The organism is Nitrospinota bacterium, from assembly GCA_016208975.1.
Lineage (GTDB): Bacteria > Nitrospinota_A > UBA7883 > UBA7883 > JACRLM01 > JACQXA01.
Genome location: JACQXA010000004.1, coordinates 1023903 through 1047306 on the forward strand (window position 1 = coordinate 1023903; position 23404 = coordinate 1047306).

A 23404-nucleotide genomic window follows, 5' to 3' on the forward strand; every position below is an offset into this window, starting at 1 on the left:
TATTGCTCGTTCCATCTCCATGGGTCAGCATGTAAAGCGTAACTTGACAGGCTACATTAATGCTGGTAACCTTATGCTTGATGAGGATCAGGAACGTTGTTCATCGAGGGTTGCGGCGTTTCATCGAAAACAATGAAACGTCCGGAATTGCATCCTCCAGCATTGAGAAAATCCGCAACATGGTCACCTTTCTGCTGGAAATGGGAAATGCGAAGGAACTGGAGGTATTTCCTGCCTGGAAAGCCCACCAGCTTACAGGCCCCCGCAAAGGAACCTGGAGCCTGTCAGTAACGAGAAACTGGAGAATCACATTCAGAATTGACCATAACAAAAATGAAATCCTGGATCTCGATTATGAGGACTACCACTGAAGGGAATTAATTCATGATTAAAATCGCCAAGCCGAGCCATCCTGGCCCGTTTCTGAAATCAGAGGTTATTGAACCTCACGGCCTTTCCGTTACGAAGGCCGCTTTGATCTTGGGTGTAAGCAGGCCGGCCTTGTCCACTCTTCTCAACGGCCGGGCGTCGTTATCCCCGGACATGGCCCTTAGGTTCGAAAAAGCCTTCGGGCTGAATATGGACACGCTCCTACGGATGCAGGCCGCATTCGATATAGCCACCGCACGGGCCAGGGAAAAGACCATCAAGGTCGAACGGTACAACGCCAAAACTTCATGACGGGATGTGGCGAGAACGGTTACTGTTGTAGTATCGTGGTTTTGGTGGCTGTGGTGGATTAGCCCCCCCTCGCCTCCACCAATCTTTTCCTTTCTTTCCGGTCTCTCCTCCCGCCTTCAACGGAATTTTCTCCGCAAATCGCTCGGCAGAATGTGGTTTGCAGGTTCTAACCACTCTTTCATCAGGATTTAAAACGGCAACTATTAAGGACATCCGCCTAACGGAGCTGGAGGCGCGCAATAATACAACCAGTCAAAATGTAATTAATTGAATCACAAATTCTAATTGTGTGCGTTTTTGTGTAAACATGTTGATTACAGCCGAAGAAAACGTCGGTCGCCTATGGTTTAACGCTGGAAAGTGGAAGCGTAGTTTATAAGTCCCGGAAATGTAGTGGCATTTGCCAAATCAACCCGGCTTTTTTGGGCGCCTCATTTTATCGTTTTCAACGTTTATTATTCTGGGGTAATATGCTGAACCGCAACATAGTGTTGCAACCACCTTATTTATTTTAGCGGAGGGAACTCTAAAATGGGGCTTAAACGGGGTGCGCTTTTCATATCAGCGCTGGTTATTGGATTGACTATAACTGCAGGCACGGCCTTTGCCGAGCAGTGGTACTTCTACGTCACGAATGCCACTGACGCCAAAATGACTGGTCTCTACGCCTCCGAAGATGGCCGCAAATGGGGCCGCTTCAACTTGGGCTCGGGTGTCAGCGCGGGCAAGACAGTTAAATTGATCTGGGACAGCTCTACCGAGGATGAATCCTGCGAGCAATATCTCAAAGCCACTTTTTCAGACGGTAGCGACAGTAAATCCGACAAATTCGATTTCTGCGAGGATCTGGACGATCCGATCGTGTTCGAATAAAGCATATTTGAGAGCAATATAAACGGCCGGGGCGGATCCAATTCCGCCCCGGCTGATTTTTTATGGCGCGGTAACGCGGAACGTTGTGGAACTACGCCCGTAGAAGCCTGGGATCAAGGCTCAACTTTCATCACCTCCACCTTTTCACCCCAATAGCCATTTCCCTGGCAGACATGATTTTCCCGCGCTCAAATAGTAAGGTATTAACCTAACTAGAGATCTGACCGGCGGAGCGCGCTTGGCGGGCGGTCACCGCGCTGATATGGCCTCGTACACAACGCGTGGAAAAGCAACCAGTTTGGATGACCAGGATTCGCCTCCGCCCTGCATCTATCCTCCCTCTTTATTCATATCGTCTTGTTTATCATAATCATGGATGACGGCTTTGACACAGGCCCTCATTAGATGCATTCTAAATATATCTAAAAGGATTGGTTTGTTTTATGCGGCGGCCTCACCTTAAAAGTGACCGGAATAATCCGGACAAAGCCCGCATAAATCTTTAACGCAGGAGAAACGAAAATGGCTTCAACAACTGCCATACTGTCGCCGGTGAGAGGCCGTGAGCTGGTCATCACCCGCATCCTCGACGCTCCACGGGACCTGGTGTTCAAGGCCTGGACGGACAGGGAACGCCTGTTGCGCTGGTGGGCGCCAAAGGGATTTACAACGCCTTCTGTGAGCGTGGACCTGCGCCCAGGCGGCTCTTTCAATTATTGCATGCGATCGCCCGAGGGGCGTGATTTCTGGGGCAAAGGCCAATACCAGGAGATCATAAAGCCCCTTCTCATTATCTATATGGATTCTTTTACGGACGAAAAGGGCAATACTGTCCCCGCCTCCTATTACGGCATGAATCCGGACTTCCCCCAGGAGACTCTGGTCACTGTAAGGTTCATTGAGGAGCCGGGAAAGACAAGGCTGACGTTGCGGCACACAGTAATAGGAGCCGCGGAAGAGCTGGAAGCCATGCGCCAGGGCTGGAACGAAATGCTGGACCGGCTGGAGGAACTTGTGACAAAGGGCTGAACAGGCCGCCGCCTCTGATTGCGCCAGAAGGACATGCGGGGTAAAGGAGGATTTTTTGCGCCCCGCACCCTAGTGGGGGAATATCATTGTGTAAGTCTAAACAAGGAAATCAATGAACCGTAAAATCCAGTTGTTCATCGCCATGAGCCTGGATGGATACATTACCGGCCCCGATGGTGACATAAGCTGGCTGTTCACTGACCAGGACTACGGCATTACGAAGTTCATAGAGGGGGTGGACACCCTGATAATGGGACGGAAAAGTTACGACGCCATGCTCGCGCTCGGCTGGATGTACGAAGGGAAGAAAATATTTGTTTACACCCGCCGCACCCAGAACCCGGACGGCCAAAACGTTACTTTTACCTCATTAGCGCCCGAAAAGCTGATGGAAGATATCCGGCGCCAGCCCGGTAAGAATATCTGGCTGTTCGGCGGCGGGGAGGTGGTGAAACTTTTTCTGGACGCCGCGCTGGTGGATGAGATGGTGGTGGCCATACATCCGGTGGTTTTGGGCGGCGGCGCGCCGCTTTTCCCCCAAGGCGTGAGTCGTACCAACTTGGGCCTTGTCCGTTCGGAATCTTTCGATTCCGGGCTTCTTATAGCCACCTATCTTGTTTCATAACTCCCTCCGGCGGGGATTAGATTGTTTTCGACTCGTCCGCCCGGCTAAAATGGCATCCATGCGTAAATCACGGCAAATAATCCTGGGCGGCGTAATAATCGGCGGCGGCGCGCCGGTGTCCGTCCAGTCCATGACCAATACGGATACCCGCGATGTTTCCGCCACGGTGGCGCAAATCGCCCGGCTGGTGGAAGCGGGGTGCGAGATTGTCAGGGTCTCGGCGCCAGACGAAGAGGCGGCCAGGGCGCTTTCGAAGATCCGAGCCGGGTCGTCAATCCCGGTAATCGCGGACATCCATTTCGACTACCGTCTGGCGCTGTTGGCGCTGGAATCCGGCGTGGACGCTCTGCGGCTGAATCCGGGCAACATCGGAGCGCGGTGGAAGGTGGAAGAGGTGGTTAAAGCCGCCAAGGGGCGCGGCGCGCCTATCCGCATAGGGGTGAACGCGGGCTCGCTGGAGCGGGAGCTTTTAATGAAACATGGCGGCCCAACGGCGGAGGCCATGGTGGAATCGGCCTTGGGCCATGTTGGAATATTGGAAGACCTGGGTTTCCACGAAACAAAAATATCGCTGAAAGCCTCCAACGTGCGGCTTACGGTTGAAGCGTACCGTATGCTGGCCGGGAAGGTTGATTACCCATTTCACGTTGGCGTGTCTGAAGCGGGCACAAGATGGGCCGGAACCATAAAATCAGCGGTGGGCATTGGAGCGCTTTTATACGACGGTTTAGGCGACACGGTACGGGTGTCCCTCACCGACGATCCGGTGGAAGAAGTGAAAGTGGCGTATGAAATATTGAAGGTTCTCGGTTTGCGAAACGCCGGGCCGGAGCTTATCTCGTGCCCCACCTGTTCCCGGTGCGAGATAGACCTGATAGGCATCGCAACGGAAGTTGAGAAAGAGCTTGCCACGATGAAGAAAAATATAAAAGTGGCGGTGATGGGATGCGTGGTGAACGGTCCCGGCGAAGCGCGCGAGGCGGACATCGGCCTTGCCGGCGGCAAGGGAGTGGGGCTGATATTCCGCAAAGGCGAAATCGTGCGGAAGGTGAAAGAAAGCGAATTGAAAGAAGCGCTGATGGAAGAAGCGAGGAAGCTGTAAAGAATGATTAATGACTACCCGGCATGAAATACAAAATTGAAATCAAGCCCAGGGCAATGAAAGATTTGCGTGGTATGCCGAGAGACCGGATAGAGAATATTTTGGCGAAAATTGAATGTTTGCAAGATAACATGGCCGGTGACGTGAAAAGGCTTACAAACCATACGCCCGAATACAGATTGCGGGCAGGGGATTACCGTGTCCTGTTCGAAGTGGCTGATGATATAATTACCGTGTGCCGGGTAAAACACAGAAAGGACGCGTATATCTAATGGCCAGCCAGTTGATTGAGCTTCATCCGGAAGTGCTCACCAAAAACGGCAGGAAGGAATTTGTGGTTCTTCCATACGAGGAGTTCGTGGCCCTTCAGCAGCTTCTGGAAGACATGGAGGATCTGCGTGATCTCCGCACGGCCAAGACAGAAGACACAGGCAAACCCGACATAAGCCTTGAGGACGCAAAAAAAGAATTGCTGAAATAGATGCTACTTGGGGGCGGCTATTCTTATTCCAGCTCAAAAAACCATCTCATTGCTCATTTTGTAACATTAAAACCGCTTAGGGGCAAAACATCATGAAGCTGGAATTGTATCAGCGGGTGGCGCTGACTGTTGACCAGCCCGCAATAGGGTTGAAAAAGGGGGACGTGGCCACATTAGTGGATTATGCGCCACATCCATCAGGCGGTGAAGCTGGATGCGTACTGAAAGTCTTTAACGCCCTCGGAGATTCAATCGCTGTAGTCACAGTGAAAGAATCCCATGTGGAGCCTTTGCAACAGGATGAAGTGCTGGCGATGAGGCATTTGGTGAAAGCGTAATTATAGAATGTCCGATAGCAATATGGAGCAATAGGATATGCAGGCTAAGGAAACTAAAGTTCAAGATATTATTGAAGGAACCAAGCAGTACGTTATTCCTCTTTTTCAGAGAACGTATAGTTGGACGAAAAAGGAGTGGGAGATTTTATGGAAAGACCTGATTGAGCTCTGCGAATCCGAAAATCCAAGGACTCATTTTATTGGCTCAATTGTAAATATGCCTACAGTCTCTGTGCCAGAAGGCGTGGCCAAATATCTCTTGATTGATGGTCAGCAACGGTTGACGACGCTATTTATTCTTTTAACTCTATTGCGCGACAAAGCCAAAGATAATCAAAATGAAGAATTAGCCGAGGAAATAAGCAATACATTACTGGTGAATCCATATAAAAAAGATAATGACTATTTCAAGTTAATGCCCACCCAAATTGATAGAGATGCATACAAGAGACTGATAAAAGGTGAAAAAGATAATGCAGAGAATCAACTAATTCAAGCATATACTTTTTTTGAAAAAAAGCTCAGGCAAGTTCAATTTAGTCACGAAAGGATAAAGGAAATCATCACCACCTATTTCTCGCTTGTAAGCATAGTGCTTGATGCTGATGACAATCCATACTTGGTTTTTGAAAGTCTAAATGCAAAAGGAAGGCCGCTTACGCAGGCTGATTTAATTAGGAATTATTTTTTCATGCGTATTCATGTCGATAAGCAAGAAAAAGTTTATCAAGAGTATTGGCAGCCAATGCAAGATGGGCTTAAGGATAATCTCACAGAGTACATCAGGCACTTTTTGATGAAAGACGGTAATATTGTAAAGCAAACTGACGTTTATTACGAACTTAAGGAAAAAGTAACATCGGCTAATGCAATTGACTACTTAAAGGAATTGCAGATATTTTCGGGTTATTATCAATGTTTGATTTCTCCGGAATTAGAACCCGAAGGAGATTTAAAAAAGTATTTTGATAGATTAAACAGAATTGAAGTCACAACAGCGTACCCGTTTCTTTTGAACATCTACGGTAACTACATTAGCCAGAAAATCAGCAAAAATGATTTTCTGGCTATTTTATGTACTATTGAGAATTATCTCATTAGGAGATTTGTTTGTAATGTGCCGACCAACCAACTCAACAAAATATTTCCAGCAGTTTATCCTCAATTAATTAAAAGTTACCCAGACCGTATTGTTGAAGGTGTTAAAACAATACTGCAAAGCAAAGGGTATCCCAAAGACAATGAGTTCTTATTGCGTTTTAAAGAAAATAAGTTTTATGGGGCCGGTGACAGGCAAATAAAAACTAAGCTCATTTTAGAAACTTTAGAAGCGCAATATGAACATAAGGAAGCAGTTTCGGTAGAAAACTTAACCATTGAGCATGTGATGCCGCAGACTCTATCAGAAGGGTGGAAAAAACATCTCGGTGAAGACTGGGAGGAAACTCATGAATTACTGATACATACAATTGGCAATCTAACTCTGACCGCCTATAACCAAGAGTTATCGAATGACGATTTTGAATCTAAGAAGCAAACCTATGGCCAAAGTCATTTAGAACTTAACGGATATTTTGCCAACTGCTCCTCCTGGACGCGCGATGAAATAGAGACAAGAGCAGAGGTTTTAGCCCAACAAGCACTTTCAACATGGAATTACTTCGGCCAGGAAAACCCTTCACAATCTGACATGATGGAGGTTACAGGGACAAAACCAATAGGGCTAAAGATTTTAGGACAAAAATTGAAGGTCCAATCGTGGCGAGATGTTTTAGAACAAACCCTCAATACAGTTGCCGACCTAGAGCCTGATAAATTTGACATTATTGCCAGAAGCTTTCCACGCTATCTTGGTAAGGAAAAAGGCAAATTCAGAGAGACAAGACAACTTCAAAATGGTTATTTCATTGAAGTCAACTTGTCCGCCCAAAATATTCAAAAATTTTGCTCCCAGGCGATTGAAACAATTGAATTAACATCCGATGAGTGGGAAGTAACGTATTGATCGGTAAAATGTATGTTCGCTACATGGACAATAAATGATGATTTGTCGAAAAAACACTCATTATTCGACATCCTATTAGCGCATGTTTTGGTAGCGAATATATATGGTAATAAAGGATCGTAAGTGATGACCAATAACTCTCTAAACATCCTTATCCTAGGCTCTGGCGGGCGGGAACATGCGCTGGCGTGGAAAATCGCCCAAAGCCCGGCAGTCGCCAGAATATATTGCGCTCCGGTAAAATATCCGGTTATCGAAATACTTTAACAAAATGAGCTACGATCCGGATAATCCCTATAACGATATGCGAGGTGCTGATTAAATGAGCGGAATATCAATGAGTTATAGATATGTGTGCGCCTTGAGCATATGGCTTTAATATGTCGAAATATATTGAATTTTTCGACATATCTGGCTTAAATGGCTATCAAGCGAACATTTAACACATGATTGATTATTGGCAATGACTGATAACTCTATTAATGTCCTGGTAATCGGCTCCGGCGGGCGGGAACACGCTTTGGTGTGGAAAATCGCCCAGAGCCCGCTGGTTAAAAAAGTTTACTGCGCGCCGGGCAACGCTGGAATGGAAGGGGTGGCAAAACTGGTTCCCATCGGGGCCGACGAGCTGGGGAATCTCCTGCTTTTCGCCGATGAGAACGATATAGACCTGACAGTTGTGGGCCCGGAGGCTCCGCTGGTGGCGGGGCTTGTGGACGCTTTCGAGAACGCTGGGCTCATGGTTGTGGGCCCGCGAAAAGCGGCGGCCATGCTGGAAGGCTCCAAAGTGTTCATGAAGGGTGTTCTCACCCGGGCGGGCGTGCCCACGGCCCGGTACGAGGTTCACACAAGCCGCTCCGAAGCCGTGGCGGCGTTACAGCGGTTCGGCGCCGCAGTGGTGATAAAGGCCGACGGGCTGGCGGCGGGCAAGGGGGTTGTGGTGGCCAAATCCCGGGACGAGGCGGTAACGGCTATAGACGACATGGTGGTGAAAAAGGTGTTCGGCCCCGCTGGCGAGAAGATCATCCTGGAAGAAACCCTGATAGGTGAAGAAGCGTCCATTCTCGCCTTCTGTGATGGCAAAAACGTGATAATGATGCCCTCGTCGCAAGACCATAAGAGAATAGGCGACGGCGACACCGGCCCAAACACCGGCGGCATGGGAGCATATTCGCCCGCCCCGGTGATAACGCCGGAGCTTTCGGACTGGATAGAGAAGAACGTGATGCTCGAGACGCTATCCACCATGGCTGGCGAGGGGAATCCGTACAAGGGCATCCTGTACGCGGGCATAATGATAACCGCCGAGGGGCCTAAGGTGCTGGAGTTCAACTGCCGGTTCGGCGACCCGGAATGCCAGCCGCTCATGCGCAGGATGAAAAGCGACATCGTGCCGGTTCTGTTTTCCATAGCCGAGGGGGATTTGTCCAACACCCAAGTGGAATGGACGGAAGAACCGGCGGTGGGCGTTGTGATGGCGTCGAAAGGTTATCCCGGCGATTACGAGAAGGGCAAACCCATCTCCGGCCTTGAGGAGGCCAACGGCTCGCCAGGGGCCGTGGTTTTCCACTCCGGCACAAAGAAAGGCCCGGCTGGCGAGATCGTCACCAACGGGGGCCGGGTGCTATGCGTAACCGCCACCGGAGTCACGGTGGGCCAGGCTATAAACCGGGCGTATGAAGCGGCGGGCAAAATAAAATTCGAAGGGGCTGTTTACAGAAAAGATATAGGACGCCGGGCGCTGGAGCGATGAGGCTTTCGTTTGCGGGGATTCTTCTAGCCTTGGCGGCGCTGGCCGGGTGCCAGAGGGCGGACAGGCCCCCGGCAGGTTTTACCGCCATCGCCATAGAGTCCGGCCCAGCCGTCATAAACCCCCTTCTTTCCACAGACGCCGCCGCCGCCAAGGTGGAAGGGCTTATATTCAACGGTCTTTTAAAAAGGGATGACGATTTTTCCCTCAAGCCCGACCTGGCGGAAAAATGGGATTACCAAACACCCCTTAAGCTCAGGATAACCCTCAGGCGCAATGTGAAATTCCACGATGGTTCCCCATTCACCTCTGCAGACGTGAAAGCCGCTTTCGATTTTATCCTGAACGAAAAGAACAGCTCGCCATTGCGAGGCTCTTTCTCCGAAATAAGTTCTGTGGATACGCTGGACGATTTCACCCTTATGCTGACGCTCAAACGCCAAAGCGCCCCGTTGCTGGGCAACCTCACTTTTGGCGTTCCAAAAGCGGGGACCGCGAACAGCGGAGCCCCCATGGGCACAGGGCCGTTTATCTTGAAAGAGAGCGTTCAGGATGAAAAGCTGGTTCTGGTCCGCAACGACCTGTATTTCGAGGGCGCCCCGAAGCTTGCCGGGGTGATTGTAAAAATAATCCCCGATGAAACTGTGAGGGTTTTGAGCCTGGAAAGCGGCGCGGTGAGCGCCATAATGAACCCCATCACGCCGGACATACTCCCCCGGTTCCAAAAGAACGCCAAGCTGAATGTGGCCACAACCCAAAGCGTCAGCTACTCATACCTGGGTTTCAACATGGAAGACCACCTCACGGGAAACATAGCCGTGCGCCGCGCCATAGCCTATGGAATAGACCGCGAGAGCATCATAAACTTCATCCTCAAGGGAATGGCCATCCCCGCCACCGGCCCATTGCCGCCGGGGTCGGAGTTTTACAGCGGCGCCGTGGCGCAATACCCTTACGACCCGGAAAAAGCCATGCGTATTCTGGACGAGGCGGGATTTGAAGACCCGGACGGGCCTGGGCCGCAATTACGGTTCACGTTGCGGTACAGCACTTCCCAGAACGAGCTTAGAAGGCGCATAGCCGAGGTGATGAAATGGCAGTTGGAGAAAATCGGCGTTGGGCTGGACGTGCGCTCCTATGAGTGGGGCGCGTTTTACGCGGACATCAGGAAAGGCGCCTTCCAGCTGTTTTCCCTGACATGGGTTGGCGTGGGGGATCCGGACATTCTCCATTACATGTTCCACTCCTCCTCAATGCCGCCAGACGGGGCGAACAGGGGACGCTATCGCAACCAGGAGCTGGACGGGCTTCTGGAGCGCGGCAGAGTGGCGGAAGGAACGGAGCGCAAAACCGCTTATAACGCGGCGCAGAAAATAATCGCAGTAGACCTGCCATATGTTTCCCTGTGGCATCCGCTGAATGTGGCCGTCACCGCTTCCAGCCTGAAAGGTTTCAAACTGGGGCCAGACGAGAATATAAAATCGTTGAAAACCGCGTTCATGGAAAACTGAGTGCGAGCATACATAATCCGCAGGCTCATGGTTGCCTTGCCGGTGATATTCGGCGTGGTCACCATGGTGTTTCTAATCGTCCACCTCACCCCCGGCGACCCGGTGGAGATAATGCTGGGCGAGTCCGCCGCCGTGGCGGACAGGGAAACGTTACGTCGGGAACTGGGGCTGGACAGGCCGCTGGTGGAGCAGTACGCGGCTTTTTTGGGCGGCGTGGCCACCTTTGACCTGGGTAAATCGCTATACACTAAAAAGGGCGTGTTTGCCTCCATCCGTGATAAATATCCGGCTACGCTGATTCTTGCGTTATGCTCCATGGCCGTAGCGGTTGCCATCGCCATACCCATGGGGGCGCTGGCCGCCGCTAAAAAAGACACGTGGGTGGACAGGGGCTCCATGTTCATGTCGCTCATCGGCGTCTCCATGCCTTCTTTCTGGCTGGGGCCTTTGTTGATACTCATCTTCGCGGTGGAGTTCAAATGGCTACCGGTATCCGGGATGGACAGCCCTGCAAGCATAATCCTGCCCGCGCTAACACTGGGCTCGGCCATGGCGGCCATACTCTCGCGCCTCACCCGCTCCACCATGATAGAGGCGTTGGGGGAGGATTTCATATCCACCGCCAGGGCCAAAGGGGTAAAAGAGCGCGCCGTGCTTTTCCGCCACGCCCTGGCCAACGCGCTATTGCCCGTTACCACCGTGGCGGGGCTTCAGTTAGGCGCCATGCTGGCCGGGGCGGTGATAACGGAAACCATCTTCGCGTGGCCCGGTCTGGGCAGGCTCACCATCCAGGCCATTAACGCCCGCGACTATCCGCTGATACAAGGTTGCGTGTTGACCATCGCCGTGTCTTACGTGCTGGTGAACCTGCTGGTGGATGTGATGTACGCGGTAATAGACCCCAGGGTGCGGCGCCGATGAAACCAAGGGTTCCGCTGACTCTGGCCCTTGGCGGCGCGCTTACCATGCTTTTACTTGCCATGGCTATCTTCGCCCCCTGGGTGGCCCCTTCATCCCCTTTCGACCAAAACCTGTACGCCGGGTTGGACGGCCCCGCCACCGGCCATGCGCTGGGGAACGACCGGCTGGGGCGGGACATGCTTAGCCGGATAATTTTCGGGTTCCGCGTCTCGTTCTCGGTTGGGTTTACGGTGGTCATAGTCTCCTCGCTTACAGGAACCGCCATAGGCGCCATCGCCGGATACGCCGGGGGGAAGGTGGATGAAGCACTGATGCGCGTCTGTGATGTGTTCATGGCCTTTCCAGGCATATTGCTGGCCATAGCTTTCATGGCCGCCACCGGGCCGGGGCTTGGAAACGTGGTGGCGGCGCTGTGTCTTATGGGGTGGACAAGTTACGCGCGGCTGGCGCGGGGCCAGGCGTTATCGTTGCGGGAGCGGGAGTTCGTCACCGCCGCCGAGGCGCTGGGCGCCGGGCCGGGAAGGATAGTTTTTCTGCACATTCTCCCGAACATGCTGGCGCCTCTCATAGTGGAGGGCACTTTCGGTCTGGCCTCGGCCATGGTGGCGGAAGCGGGTTTAAGCTTCCTCGGGCTGGGGGTTCAGCCGCCCAATCCCTCATTAGGCTCCATGCTGGCGGAAGGAAGACAGTTCATCCTTGTGGCGCCCCACATGGTGGCCTTCCCCGGGCTTGCCATAATGGCGGCGGTGATGGGGGTGAATTTCATGGGCGATGGTTTGCGGGACTGGCTGGATCCGAAAAATAACGGGCGCTGATCACTCCCCCCGGATGAACCGCATGCTCTTGCGGGCCACGTCCACGTCTTTGCGCCATTGGGAAAGAAGGTTCTTCTCGTCCTGGTATTCCAGCGTTATTTTCTTGTCGTTTTTCAGCCAGTCGTCTATCCGCATCAGCGTTTTTTCCGAGAATTCCCATTGTTGCCGCTCCATCCCCTCGCAAAGCTCCGCGAACTGGAGGGCCACGCCAACGTCACGGTAATTGCCGTCTGGCACGCCCCGTTTTTTAAGGATGTCCATGGCCCCTGAAAAATTGTGTTGGGCGGTGGAACAGTCCTTATACACCAGCGCCACCCGGCCCAGCACCCAGCGCGACCCTGCGTCTCTCGGGAATTTTACGGCGATATACTCCCCCAAATCCCGGGCGCGTGGATAATTTTTCTCGTACAGGCTTATCCACATCAGCGCCGCCCGGGCGTAATCCTCGGACAGCGATTTGCCTTCCACCGCCCGCCGGATCATCTCCACCCCCTCCTTGCGCATGTCCCTGCCGTTTGTGATGAATTTGGTTATCACCCAGGCGGTCATGCCGCCTTCCTCGGCGCTCTTCCTGCTGGCGAAATAGTAGATCATGCCCAGCCCGAAATATATGTCCGGTATGTCGGGCCGCTCGGCCATGGCCCGTTCCAGGTTTTTCTTCGCCTCCACCGCGTCCATAAACGCCTGGAGCATGTTTCGCTGGCGCGCCTCCAGAAGGCCCATGTAGCCGTACATCGCGCCAAGATACATCCGTGAGATGGTGTCATTAGGATTTTTGGCCAGGGCGCGCTCCAGAATTTCAATTCCGGTATTTGAGTGGTTGCTGAACCTCTTCAGGTCCGACAGGTCATTGAGCTTCTGTATTTTCTCCTGTACCCCGGCGGCGTAATAAAAATATCCGTCACCCCGGCCCGGGTTGGCCTTTATGTATTCGTCTATTATCTTCAGCCCATCTTCAAAATCGGTGTTGGATATCTTCACTATGGCCAGGCGGATACGGTCCTCCCACCCTTTGGCAACCATGTCCGGTGGCAAGGCCTGGCTCACGCCAGGCGCAAAATACCCCAGGGCCGCCGCAAATAAAGCGACACGAAACGCGTACATCTTAAACGTCATTCAATCCTTATTGCGTCCGGCGCCGCCGGGCGCTCCTATAATTAAAAAGTCTATCAATGCGCGTTGCAGGTTTGCAAGAATGCTAATGTGAATTTAAACTGGTTTCTAACGGCTTTGTTAAGGATGGTGTGGCTTTAAATGCTGTTTTATTCGTTCCGCAAGCTTGAAAAGGCGCGTATACGGCTTTTGATAAATTCCTTCCGCGCCATCAGCCTCGGGCGGCTTGCCATCCTGGGCGGGCTGGGCGCGTTGTTCGTGGCGGGGGATTATTTTTTCTTCCGCCGGATGCTCGGCTACATGGCCCACCTGCCATTCGAGGTCGGCGAGATCCTTATCATCCAGCTGTTAAACCTGCTGTGCCTCACTTTCTTTTCCATGCTGGTTTTCTCCAACATCATCACGGCCATATCCACGCTGTTCATGTCGAGGGACCTGGATCTGCTCATGTCCTCCCCCATGCCGGTGATGGGCGTGTTCGGCTCCAAAGGGCTCATCACGCTCATAAACTCATCCTGGATGGCGGCGCTTTTCGGCATACCCATTTTCGTGGCGTATGGTGAGGTGTATTTCGCTCCCTGGGAATATTACGCCATCTTCATGGCGGCCTTCGCGCCTTTCCTCCTCATCCCCTCGGCCATGGGCATACTGGTCACCATGGCGCTTATGCGCTTCTTCCCCGCCCGCAGGATCCACCAGATATTCTCGTTCGTAGGCCTTGTGTTCATCGCGGGGCTTGTGATGTTCTTCCGGTTCCTCCAGCCGGAAAAGTTTTTGGGCAAGAAAGATATTCCGGAGCAGGAGATACTGGCCTTCGTAAAAAAGCTGGAAGCGCCGGAGCATGAATGGCTCCCTTCTTCCATGCTGGCCCGGGCCCTGCAAGCTTCCGCCAGGGGTGAGTGGGACGTGTTCTGGACACAATCGGCATGGCTGTGGATTCTGGCGGCATCCGCCATGGCGGTGATGGCGGTGGCGGCGTGGAGGCTATATTACCAGGCCTGGGCGCTTTCCCAGGGGGCGCGGGAGCAGGGCGCGCCAAAAGAAGACAGGATATTTTATCGCGTCACAAAACGGCTCCTGAGGAAAGCGCCGGGGGAGGCCAGGGGCATAATTTTAAAAGACGTGAAAATATTCTGGCGCGACACCGGGCAATGGTCCCAGCTGTTCATGCTGGCGGCGCTTATCATCGTTTACATCTTCAACATACGCAACCTGCCGCTGGACACGCTTTTTCTGAAAAACATCGTGTCTGTAATGAACATCGGGCTGGCGGGGGTGGTGCTTGCTGCGGTGGCGGCGCGGTTCGTTTTCCCCACCACCAGCGTGGAGGGGCGCAGTTTCTGGAGCCTCCACTCGGCGCCGGTTGATTTCCGGGTGTTCCTGTGGTCAAAATTCTTCCTGTACCTTTTTCCCCTGGCGGCGCTGGCGGAGATACTGGTGGTGGTCTCCAACATCCTGCTGGGTGTGGACCGGTTCGTGATGACCGTGTCGGCCGCTTCCATCATGGCCATGACCGTGGCCATCACGGGGCTGGGAGTGGGGATGGGCGCCATGTACCCGAAATTCGATTACGAGAACATTGCCGAGGTGGGGGTTACCACCGGGGCCATTATTTACATGATCATCTCCATGGCGTACATCGGCGTCGCTGTGATGTTCGTTTCGGGGCCGGTGTATTCCCATCTTGCCAAAATCTATCTGGGAAGGGAAACTGGAAGCATCGCCATATGGGCGTCATACGCGGGCGTGTTGTTCACTTCGGGGGTTCTCACCATAATACCCATGCGAATGGGGGTGGCCGCGTTGAGGAAGATGGAAAGTTGACCTTGTGGGGGACGGGGGAAAATGAAGATAGATAACACGGACAAGGGCAAGTGGGTGGCCCTGCTTATGGGTGTAAAGTTCTTCTCCAATTGCACGGAAGAGGAACTGGCGGCGCTGTTGGACGTGGGGGAGGTGCGCCATTACAAACTGCACGACTACATAATCAAGGAGGACGACGGAACGGAAGACCACTCTTTTTTCGTGATCCTCAAAGGCTCCGCCAAGGTTTTAAAGAAGGCTCCAATGGCCATGAAAAAAGAGGTTGCGGCGCTTCCCGAAGGGGAATGTTTCGGCGAGATGGCCTTTTTGCTGAACACCGCCCGCACGGCCTATATCCTGGCCATGGAGGATTGCTACATGTTCTGCATAAACGCCGAGGATGTGGGCAAAATGAACGACGCCATAAAAGCCAAGATATACCACCAGTTCGCAATTTCCATGGCCAACAAGCTGAAGTACCTAACTGAGAGTTTGTTGAGACCGTATTATTGAGGGGAATCTTGTCTTTACAGCTACAAATTCAACCGTGAAACGATTGCCGCGCCGATTTTCCTGGCTAAAGTGACCATTCGCTCCATTTCTTCGGATTCTATAATAGCCCAGTCGTCTGGATACCTGCTTGCCACACCATGAGCAGTCAGTCTGTCGGACTCATCAATGAGGTTTTCTATTTCCGGGGCCTTTGTAGATGCCAATTGAATCAGTCGGCGCAAATTGTGTGTCCTGGGCGCTTCTATACCATGCAACGTCAAAAATGCTTTGAGAAGTTTTTCCGCATATTGCTGACAATGAAAACAGACAATATCGCTGGGTCATTCCGTATCCTTTAAAAGTATTTCAACGGCTCGAATAGCGCTTTCCGCCTTGGCCAGCCATTGGCGTGAGGCTTCAAGGTTCTTTTCGCTCATATACAACCGTGCCGTATTTGTCAGCGAAATAGACGATGTGATTAACCATAAACCTTGAGCGCTGGTACTCTTCCGGGGTTTTAACAATAACGTCGAATGCGAAAGGATAGTCAGCTAAGGATTTGCTTGCGGCGCAGAACCTTTCTTGCGGCGTCAAATTTGTTTCAGCCACTACCAGGATATCCACATCGCTGTCTTCGTCCGCTTCGCCTGCCACCTGTGAGCCAAAAAGGACGATTTTTTGGGGATGAAACTCGTCCACGAGGCGACGGGTGATTTCGTTTATGGTAATGGCAGGAATGGTTTTCATAACATATTAAACTGGTTACAGCATTTGCAATTGCTCATTAAATTACCATATACGCATCAATTGCTGGCCAATCAAGGATTACTTTGACATATTCCAGGATTAAGGTGGCTGTTTCCATCTTACCTACTCCCCCTCTATCCTTATCACCATGGTGGGCGCGGCGCAGACGTTGAGGGCGCCTATCTTCGCCAGGGCTTTTCGCAGGCTGGCTTCCACCGCCGTGTGGGTGGTGATAACCACGCTCACCGGTTTGTCCTCCGTCCGGCCACGCTGGATCATGGAGGCTATGGATATGCCGTTGTCTCCCAGCGCTCCGGCCAGTTGGGCCAGAACTCCGGGCCTGTCCGGCGCGGTGAACCGCAGATAATAACGGGATACGGTCTCGTCCACAGGGCGGGCCTTTATCTTCTTGCGCATGGCGCCCGGGGCGTTCATGGGCGGGCGTTTCCCCGCGCCGCCGTTAACCATCCGCTCGGCGATGTCCAGCGTGTCGCTCATCACCGCCGAGGCCGTTGGCCCAGCGCCCGCGCCCGGCCCCACCAGCATGTTCACCCCGGCGAAATCGCCAATCACCTCCACGGCGTTCAGCGCGCCGTTCACGTTGGCCATTGGGTGGCGTGAGGGTATCATGGCCGGATGCACCCGGATCTCGATGGAATCGTTCACCCGTTTGGCCACCGCCAGCAGTTTTATCCTGTAGCCGAACTCCCGCGCCATCTCAATGTCTTCCGGGGTGATGGCGGTGATGCCTTCGATATAAACGCCCTTGAAATCCACCGGCGTCTCGAACGCCAGCGAAGCCAGCACCGCCGCTTTGTGGGCCGCGTCTATCCCCTCCACGTCGAAAGTTGGATCCGCCTCGGCGTAACCAAGCGTTTGCGCGTCTTTCAAAATCTCGCCGAAAGATTTGCCCTCGTCGGCCATGCGGGAGAGGATGTAGTTGGAAGTGCCGTTGATGATGCCGTAAACCGCCTCGATACGGTTGGCGCGGAAACCCTCCCTTAGCGACCGGATGATGGGCACCGCCCCGGCCACCGCCGCCTCGAAACCCAGCTCCACCCCTGCGGCCTCCACGGCGGAATATATCTTCTCGCCATGGACGGCCAGCAGGCGCTTGTTGGCGGTAACTATGTGTTTGCCGTTCCGGGCGGCGGCAAGCGCCAGCTCCAGCGCCGGGGTTTCACCCCCCATTACCTCCACCACGATGTCCACATCGGGGGAGTTCACCACATCGAACGGATCGCCGGTGAGAATGGCCTGGTCCACCACCTCGGAACGTTTCTTCGAGATGTCCTTTGCGGCGGCTTTGGTTACTTTTATGGGCGCGCCGATTTTCCGGGCCAGCTCCTCGCCACGGACGCGAAGGACTTCCAGCACTCCACACCCCACCACGCCAAGGCCGATTATCCCAAGCCGGACGGTTCGCATCGGCGTTATTTAAGCGCGTCGCGGATGCCGCGGATGGCCTGCCGGGTGCGATGCTCGTTCTCCACCAGCGCAAACCGCACATAATCATCCCCGCCGTCGCCAAACCCGATTCCGGGGGTAACGGCGACCTTGGCCTCGGTGAGAAGCTTTTTGGAGAACTCCAGCGACCCCATGCTCCGGAACCGCTCTGGGATCCGCGCCCAGGCGAACATGGTGGCCCTTGGTTTCTCCAGCGGCCAGCCTATCCTGTTAAGCCCTTCCACCAGCACGTCGCGGCGGTCCTGATATGTCTTGCGTATCTCCTCCACGCAGTCCTGCGGGCCGTTTAGGGCTATGATGCTGGCTATCTGGATGGGCTGGAACATTCCGTAGTCCAGGTATCCCTTGATGCGTTGCAGGGCGTAAACAATCTCCGGATTCCCCACGCAGAAGCCCACGCGCCAGCCGGGCATGGCATAGGTTTTCGAGAGGGTGTACATCTCCACCGCCACGTCCTTGGCGCCGGGAACCTGAAGGATGGACGGGGCCTGATAACCGTCGAAGGCTATCTCTGCATAGGCCAGGTCGTGCACAACTATTATGTCGTGCGCCTTGGCGAAAGCCACCACCTTCTCGAAAAACGGGAGGTCCACACACACCGTGGTGGGGTTGTGCGGGAAATTCAGCATCATCGCCTTGGGCCGGGGCCACGCGCGCTCGTAAGCGTGGGTGAGGTTCTCGAAGAAATCCTCCCCCGTGGACAGGGGCACGTTTATCACATCACCGTTGGCGATTATCACCGCATAGGTGTGGATGGAGTAAGTGGGCGACGGCACCAGCACCGAATCCCCGGGCGAGGTGATGGCCAGCATGAGGTGGCTTATCCCCTCCTTGCTCCCGATGGTTACGATGGCCTCGCTCTCCGGATCCAGCTCCACGTCGAACTTGCGCTTATACCAGTCGCAAATGGCGTGGCGGAGCTTGGTTATGCCCCTGCTGGCCGAGTAGCGGTGGTTTTGCGGTTTTCGCGCCGCCTCCACCAGTTTGTCCACGATATGCGCGGGCGTGGCCATGTCCGGGTTGCCCATGCCGAAGTCTATTATGTCTTCCCCGGCCCGGCGCGCCTGGATGCGCATGTTGGTCACTTCCGCCAGCACATACGGCGGAAGGCGCTCTATCCTGGCGAATTTGCGTTTGGGCCCCGGTTCGGCTTTTGTCTCTTTCACTGCGTCGCTCATATTCAACTCTTAAAGATGCAAGTCAAGCTACATATTCTAGTTTTGGCTGGCCCGGTTTGCAACGGCGTATGCCGCGCAAGACCAAAAAACCTTTGTTGTCCGCTTCACGCTTATCGCCCGCTTCGGTAAATCCAAGGCCATGACAGCTTTCGTGGACGCCGGTGGAACTCGCCACCGCTGGCCAGCCCGGCGGGCCATTTACGGACGCATGGCTGTTGGCGGGAAAGGTGATGGGCCAAGATAAAGGCTTATCCTGGTTTTAGGCCACGCTTTCCTTGTCAATGTCCCAGGAAGGGAACAGCAAAACCGCCGGATGGCATTTCAAAGCCCTGGCCAGGACCTTCGCCCTGTCCACGCCAATGTTTACCCTGCCGTTCTCAATGGCGGAAATGGTTGATTGGGTAATTCCTGTGACTTTGGCCAGGGTTGTTTGGCTCATCTTCTGAAGCTCCCGGATGATCCTTACGGATTCCACCACGCTGACCTCCACATGCGTTTTGGCCGGGGAATACTCTTTTTTTAATTTGGTCATGCCCTGTAATGGGGAAAACAGGTCGCCCGTGGAAATAACGATGATTAGGAATGGTGGGCGGAGAGGGGATCGAACCCACGACATCCAGCTTGTAAGGCTGGCGCTCTCCCGGCTGAGCTATCCGCCCTTTGGTTTGCGTTAGGAATGATAACACAGCGCCGGTTCAAGAAATAGCGCGCGTGTTAAGCCTCTATAAAAAGAACCCCCCGTGGCTTGGCCGCCACTGGGAATTCTTATCGCAGGTTTAACTCTAAAATTATTGTTCCGACGGTAGCGGCACCGCCAGCTCTTTCTCCAGCCGGTCGAAAAGCCGGTTGGTTATCAATATACTGGCCTTGGCCCCTTCCCACCGCTGGCCTTTTATGGACTCGGCGAAGGGGACAACTTTCAACTGGGTAAGGTTGCCCCGGTCCAGAATACGGACGGTGTATTTATAACGTATCTTCCGCTCCATCCCCGCCAGCGGGTTCAAGGAGAGCATACCGTCGCCGCTCCGGCTTTCGTCATAAATCCAGCCGGTGATTATTACGCCGGATGACCTGTCCACCACTTCCAGCGGCAGGTCCAGTATGGACTCCACAACCCGGTTCCACGCCACGCCGAACCGCATGGGGTAATCTTTCTGCACGGAGTTGTTGTCGTAAGTGACCACGCGGATGGGCCGCGCCGCCGGGTCTATCACCGGGGCCAGGGCTGTTTGCGACCGTTCGTCCACCACGTCGAAATACTGCTTCTTGCTGTCCTGCGAAAGCTCCTCCACCTTTACCACCTTGGGCCGGGAGAGGGCGGTTTTAACGGCCTCCTCCTGGGTAATGGGGTTCACTTTCTCGCCGTTTAGGCTTACGGGGGTAATCTCCGCGTCCGGCTCATTGTCCGCCGGGCGTTTTGCCAAAGGCTGGGGCGCGCCGGTTTCGTCGTTTTTCCATATGAGCGAATCTGGCATCGAGGCGCAGGCCGGGAAAAAGGCCAAACCGCACACCATCGCCAACGCTATCGTTAAATTTTGTTTTTTCATCACATCCACCGGGAAATAAGAGCTTTAAGTTTAAGAAGCGTTGCCGCGCCGCGTCAAGCACAATTAAGAGGCGGTGTGGTAATATTGAATAATGTTGCCGGTTCGACATTAACAAAACGTCAATGATGGATAACGATTCGCTGGAGATCGCCGGGCGGAAATTTTCGTCCCGCCTGTTGCTGGGCACGGGCAAGTTCCGCTCGGGCCAGTTGATGGCCCAGGCCATAGAGGCCTCCGGCTCGCAGATTGTCACCGTGGCCTTGCGCCGGGTGGACATCAACAATCCGCGCGACCATATCATGGCCCACCTGGATCCTTCAAAATATTTGATTCTCCCCAACACATCCGGCGCCAGAAACGCCGAGGAGGCTGTGCGGCTGGCCCGGCTGGCCCGGGCGGCGGGTGTTTCGGACTGGGTGAAACTGGAAGTCACCCCCGAGCCGCGATACCTTCTGCCAGACCCGGTGGAAACACTTAAAGCCGCTGAGATCCTTGTGAAGGAAGGTTTTATTGTCCTGCCATATATAAACGCAGATCCTGTGCTGGCCCGGAGACTGGCCGATATCGGTACGGCGACGGTTATGCCGCTGGGCTCCCCCATTGGTTCCAACCAGGGCATCCGCACAAAAGAAAGCATCGCCATAATCATCGAGCAGTCGCCGGTGCCGGTGGTGGTGGACGCTGGGCTGGGCGCCCCCTCCCACGCGGCCGAGGCGCTGGAGATGGGCGCGGCGGCTGTGCTGGTGAACACCGCTATCGCCGTGGCCGGTGACCCGCCCGCCATGGCCCTGGCCTTTAAAAAAGGGGTTGAAGCGGGAAGGGCCGCATATCTGGCGGGGTTGGGCAAACCTTTGGAGCAGGCCGAGGCCTCCAGTCCGCTGGCCGGCCTGCCATGGTAGTTTCATGGAAACGCCGGATCAAAGTTTCTTTCACAGCTTAACCGCCATGGAAAGTTCCGGCGCCTTGAGCGAGGCGCTGGAGCGCATCACAAAATCCACGGTTTCAGACGTTAATAATGCCATGGAGCGCCTGCCGGTTGCGTGGCCGGGGTTTCTGGCCTTGTTATCCGGACCGGCGGAAAACCATCTGGATGAAATAAAATCCCTGGCCAAAAACCTTACCGCCCAACGGTTCGGCCATACGGTAAACCTTTACATCCCCATCTATCTTTCCAACGCCTGCATAAACCAGTGCGCTTATTGCGGGTTCAACAGCCGGATGGACATCCGCCGGAAGACGCTTTCGCTGGACGAGGTGGGGCTGGAGGGGGAACGCCTTTTCAACGAAGGGTTCAGGAACATACTGCTGGTGGCCGGAGAAAGCCGGAAAGACACTCCCCTAAGCCTGATGGAACAAAGCGTGCGGGCTTTAAAAGAGATGGGGTTTGTTTTCGTTGGGCTGGAGGCGGAGCCGTTGGGCGAGGATGAATACCGCATACTTGGCGAGGCCGGGCTGGACGGGGTTACGGTGTATCAGGAAACATACGACCGGGAGATGTACGCCAGGGTACACAAGGCAGGGCCGAAAAAAGATTATCAATGGCGGCTGGGCGCTCCCGAGCGGGTGGCCAAGGCCGGGATACGCTCGGTAAGCGTGGGGTTTCTCCTGGGTCTTGGGGAATTCTGCGCCGAAGCCGTGGCGCTGGCGGCCCACGTGAAATACTTGCAGAAACGGTTCTGGCAAACCTCCGTTTCGGTAAGTTTCCCCCGGATACATCAAGCGCCAGCCGGATTCGAACTGGCAAACGCCGTAAGCGACACCCGGCTTATAAAACTTATATCCGCCATGCGTCTGTTCAACCCGGACGTAACCCTTACCCTTTCCACCCGGGAAGCCCCGGCGTTGAGGGACGAGCTTTTCGGCGTAGGGATAAACCAGGTAAGCGCGGGCTCCAAAACCAGCCCGGGGGCATATACTGTTATCGGATCCGAAAGCTCCGCCGGGGAGCAGTTCCCCGTGGTGGACGAACGGCCTCCCCACGAAGTGGCCGAAGCCATAAAAAAAGCGGGGCTGGAATTCGTATGGAAAGACTGGGACAAAAACCTTCGCCCGGTGGCTTAAGATGAACATAACCGTTAACGGACAGGCGACCCAGGCCCATGAAGGGGAAACCCTGGAACAGCTTATCGCCCGTTTTCAGATAAAGGGGCCCGTGGCCGCCCAACTAAACGAGATAATAATCCGCCGTGAGGCTCTGGCCGCCCAACCGCTTAAGGAAGGCGACAGGATTGAGCTTCTCACCATGATGGGCGGCGGCTGACAGCAAGGCTTGAACATGCCTGATTTTTCGGAAATAGACATATATCCCGTCACGGGCCGGAGCCTGGCCAAAGGTTTGGGCGACGAGCAGATAATTTCAGCGCTGGCCCGGGGCGGCGCCAGGATTGTCCAACTGCGCGAGAAGAACCTTTCGGGCCGGGAATTCTACGAACTGGCCAGCCTTTACCGCCGGGAGACCCGCCGCCACGGCATGTTACTTGTCATAAACGACCGGGTGGACATGGCCCTGGCCGTGGAGGCCGACGGTGTGCATCTGGGCCGGGAAGACATGCCCATAACGGCGGCGAGGCGGGTGATGGGGCCTAAGGCCATCATAGGCGGGTCATCTCATTCCATTGAAGAGGCTTTGGGGGTGGAGTCTGCCGGAGCCTCTTATGTCAACCTCGGGCCAATATACCCAACCCCCACCAAGCCCGGCGCCACGGCCATCGGCCTCTCAGCCGTTAAACGGGCGGCGGCGGGGGCCATCCGTATTCCATTCACGGTCATGGGTGGCGTAACCATGGAAAACATCGGTGAAGTGGTTATGGCTGGGGCGCGGAAGATTGGCGTGGTATCAGCCATTTTCGGGGCCGAAGATCTGGAAATGGCCACCAAACGGCTCCGGGGGCGCATCCGGGGCTCCTGATAAACCGGTAGTGTCTCA

General features: G+C 54.3%; 28 protein-coding genes and 1 tRNA gene. 21 read left to right on the top strand and 8 right to left on the bottom strand.

The features are described 5' to 3' along the window. The first annotated feature begins 80 nt into the window (after positions 1-80). From HY751_08595 to HY751_08665, 15 genes are all read left to right on the top strand, one after another. On the top strand, positions 81-371 hold the full coding sequence (locus tag HY751_08595; GenBank protein ID MBI4666452.1) for a type II toxin-antitoxin system RelE/ParE family toxin: 291 nt from the start codon (positions 81-83) through the stop codon (positions 369-371). Between the two features lie 13 nt (positions 372-384). Then, positions 385-681 (top strand): HigA family addiction module antidote protein, encoded by a 297-nt coding sequence (locus HY751_08600; GenBank protein MBI4666453.1) that lies wholly within the window; start codon positions 385-387, stop codon positions 679-681. A gap of 531 nt (positions 682-1212) precedes the next feature. After that, positions 1213-1554, top strand: a complete 342-nt coding sequence (locus tag HY751_08605) for a hypothetical protein (GenBank protein MBI4666454.1) — start codon at positions 1213-1215, stop codon at positions 1552-1554. Positions 1555-2076: 522 nt separating this feature from the next. Then, the gene (locus HY751_08610; protein MBI4666455.1) at positions 2077-2583 is read left to right on the top strand and encodes an SRPBCC domain-containing protein; all 507 of its coding nucleotides are present in this window, start codon (positions 2077-2079) and stop codon (positions 2581-2583) included. 112 nt (positions 2584-2695) lie between these two features. Further along, the gene (locus HY751_08615) at positions 2696-3208 is read left to right on the top strand and encodes a dihydrofolate reductase (GenBank protein ID MBI4666456.1); all 513 of its coding nucleotides are present in this window, start codon (positions 2696-2698) and stop codon (positions 3206-3208) included. 49 nt (positions 3209-3257) lie between these two features. Further along, positions 3258-4310: a flavodoxin-dependent (E)-4-hydroxy-3-methylbut-2-enyl-diphosphate synthase gene (ispG, locus tag HY751_08620; protein ID MBI4666457.1), complete on the top strand. Its 1053-nt coding sequence runs from the start codon at positions 3258-3260 to the stop codon at positions 4308-4310. A 23-nt stretch (positions 4311-4333) separates the two neighbouring features. Further along, positions 4334-4582, top strand: a complete 249-nt coding sequence (locus HY751_08625; GenBank protein ID MBI4666458.1) for a type II toxin-antitoxin system RelE/ParE family toxin — start codon at positions 4334-4336, stop codon at positions 4580-4582. A gap of 11 nt (positions 4583-4593) precedes the next feature. After that, positions 4594-4791: a type II toxin-antitoxin system Phd/YefM family antitoxin gene (locus HY751_08630; GenBank protein MBI4666459.1), complete on the top strand. Its 198-nt coding sequence runs from the start codon at positions 4594-4596 to the stop codon at positions 4789-4791. A 92-nt stretch (positions 4792-4883) separates the two neighbouring features. Next, complete coding sequence (locus tag HY751_08635; GenBank protein ID MBI4666460.1) at positions 4884-5129, top strand: DUF4926 domain-containing protein; 246 nt, start codon at positions 4884-4886, stop codon at positions 5127-5129. A gap of 37 nt (positions 5130-5166) precedes the next feature. Further along, a complete protein-coding gene (locus HY751_08640; protein ID MBI4666461.1) occupies positions 5167-7134 on the top strand; it encodes a DUF262 domain-containing protein in 1968 nt (655 codons plus the stop codon). A gap of 126 nt (positions 7135-7260) precedes the next feature. Further along, positions 7261-7401, top strand: a complete 141-nt coding sequence (locus tag HY751_08645) for a hypothetical protein (protein MBI4666462.1) — start codon at positions 7261-7263, stop codon at positions 7399-7401. A gap of 211 nt (positions 7402-7612) precedes the next feature. After that, positions 7613-8887 (top strand): phosphoribosylamine--glycine ligase, encoded by a 1275-nt coding sequence (gene purD, locus HY751_08650; GenBank protein MBI4666463.1) that lies wholly within the window; start codon positions 7613-7615, stop codon positions 8885-8887. Further along, positions 8884-10395: an ABC transporter substrate-binding protein gene (locus HY751_08655; GenBank protein ID MBI4666464.1), complete on the top strand. Its 1512-nt coding sequence runs from the start codon at positions 8884-8886 to the stop codon at positions 10393-10395. Before purD ends, HY751_08655 begins: the two co-directional genes overlap by 4 nt. Then, positions 10396-11316: an ABC transporter permease gene (locus tag HY751_08660; GenBank protein ID MBI4666465.1), complete on the top strand. Its 921-nt coding sequence runs from the start codon at positions 10396-10398 to the stop codon at positions 11314-11316. Continuing rightward, on the top strand, positions 11313-12131 hold the full coding sequence (locus HY751_08665; protein ID MBI4666466.1) for an ABC transporter permease: 819 nt from the start codon (positions 11313-11315) through the stop codon (positions 12129-12131). The genes HY751_08660 and HY751_08665 overlap by 4 nt, the downstream gene beginning before the upstream one ends. On the opposite strand, the gene HY751_08670 is transcribed toward HY751_08665, so the two are convergent. Beyond that, entirely contained in the window at positions 12132-13247 is a 1116-nt protein-coding gene (locus tag HY751_08670) for a hypothetical protein (protein ID MBI4666467.1), read from the bottom strand. It lies immediately after the preceding gene. 138 nt (positions 13248-13385) lie between these two features. On the opposite strand from HY751_08670, the gene HY751_08675 reads away from it, so the two are divergent. Then, positions 13386-15068 (top strand): hypothetical protein, encoded by a 1683-nt coding sequence (locus HY751_08675; GenBank protein ID MBI4666468.1) that lies wholly within the window; start codon positions 13386-13388, stop codon positions 15066-15068. A 21-nt stretch (positions 15069-15089) separates the two neighbouring features. Next, positions 15090-15560, top strand: a complete 471-nt coding sequence (locus tag HY751_08680) for a cyclic nucleotide-binding domain-containing protein (GenBank protein ID MBI4666469.1) — start codon at positions 15090-15092, stop codon at positions 15558-15560. A 20-nt stretch (positions 15561-15580) separates the two neighbouring features. Here the strand turns inward: HY751_08680 and HY751_08685 are convergent, their stop codons facing one another. The 7 genes from HY751_08685 to HY751_08715 form a co-directional block, all read right to left on the bottom strand. Further along, positions 15581-15871 carry a HEPN domain-containing protein gene (locus HY751_08685; GenBank protein MBI4666470.1) on the bottom strand — a complete coding sequence of 97 codons (291 nt, stop codon included), beginning with the start codon at positions 15869-15871 and terminating at the stop codon, positions 15581-15583. Positions 15872-15956: 85 nt separating this feature from the next. Then, entirely contained in the window at positions 15957-16286 is a 330-nt protein-coding gene (locus HY751_08690) for a nucleotidyltransferase domain-containing protein (GenBank protein ID MBI4666471.1), read from the bottom strand. A 123-nt stretch (positions 16287-16409) separates the two neighbouring features. Further along, positions 16410-17714, bottom strand: coding sequence for a homoserine dehydrogenase (locus HY751_08695; GenBank protein ID MBI4666472.1), 1305 nt, complete (start codon positions 17712-17714; stop codon positions 16410-16412). 5 nt (positions 17715-17719) lie between these two features. Beyond that, entirely contained in the window at positions 17720-18931 is a 1212-nt protein-coding gene (gene alaC, locus HY751_08700) for an alanine transaminase (protein MBI4666473.1), read from the bottom strand. Positions 18932-19190: 259 nt separating this feature from the next. Further along, positions 19191-19463: a helix-turn-helix transcriptional regulator gene (locus HY751_08705; GenBank protein MBI4666474.1), complete on the bottom strand. Its 273-nt coding sequence runs from the start codon at positions 19461-19463 to the stop codon at positions 19191-19193. Positions 19464-19514: 51 nt separating this feature from the next. Beyond that, positions 19515-19590: transfer RNA gene (locus HY751_08710), tRNA-Val, on the bottom strand. Positions 19591-19719: 129 nt separating this feature from the next. After that, the gene (locus HY751_08715) at positions 19720-20478 is read right to left on the bottom strand and encodes a hypothetical protein (protein ID MBI4666475.1); all 759 of its coding nucleotides are present in this window, start codon (positions 20476-20478) and stop codon (positions 19720-19722) included. Between the two features lie 125 nt (positions 20479-20603). Here HY751_08715 and HY751_08720 point away from each other — a divergent pair, with 125 nt between their 5' ends. The 4 genes from HY751_08720 to thiE are packed head-to-tail and all read left to right on the top strand — an operon-like array spanning position 20604 to position 23386. Beyond that, the gene (locus HY751_08720) at positions 20604-21377 is read left to right on the top strand and encodes a thiazole synthase (protein MBI4666476.1); all 774 of its coding nucleotides are present in this window, start codon (positions 20604-20606) and stop codon (positions 21375-21377) included. A 4-nt stretch (positions 21378-21381) separates the two neighbouring features. Beyond that, the gene (gene thiH / locus HY751_08725) at positions 21382-22539 is read left to right on the top strand and encodes a 2-iminoacetate synthase ThiH (protein MBI4666477.1); all 1158 of its coding nucleotides are present in this window, start codon (positions 21382-21384) and stop codon (positions 22537-22539) included. Between the two features lies 1 nt (position 22540). Continuing rightward, positions 22541-22738 (top strand): sulfur carrier protein ThiS, encoded by a 198-nt coding sequence (gene thiS, locus HY751_08730; protein MBI4666478.1) that lies wholly within the window; start codon positions 22541-22543, stop codon positions 22736-22738. 15 nt (positions 22739-22753) lie between these two features. Further along, entirely contained in the window at positions 22754-23386 is a 633-nt protein-coding gene (thiE, locus tag HY751_08735) for a thiamine phosphate synthase (GenBank protein ID MBI4666479.1), read from the top strand. Positions 23387-23404 lie beyond the last annotated feature (18 nt).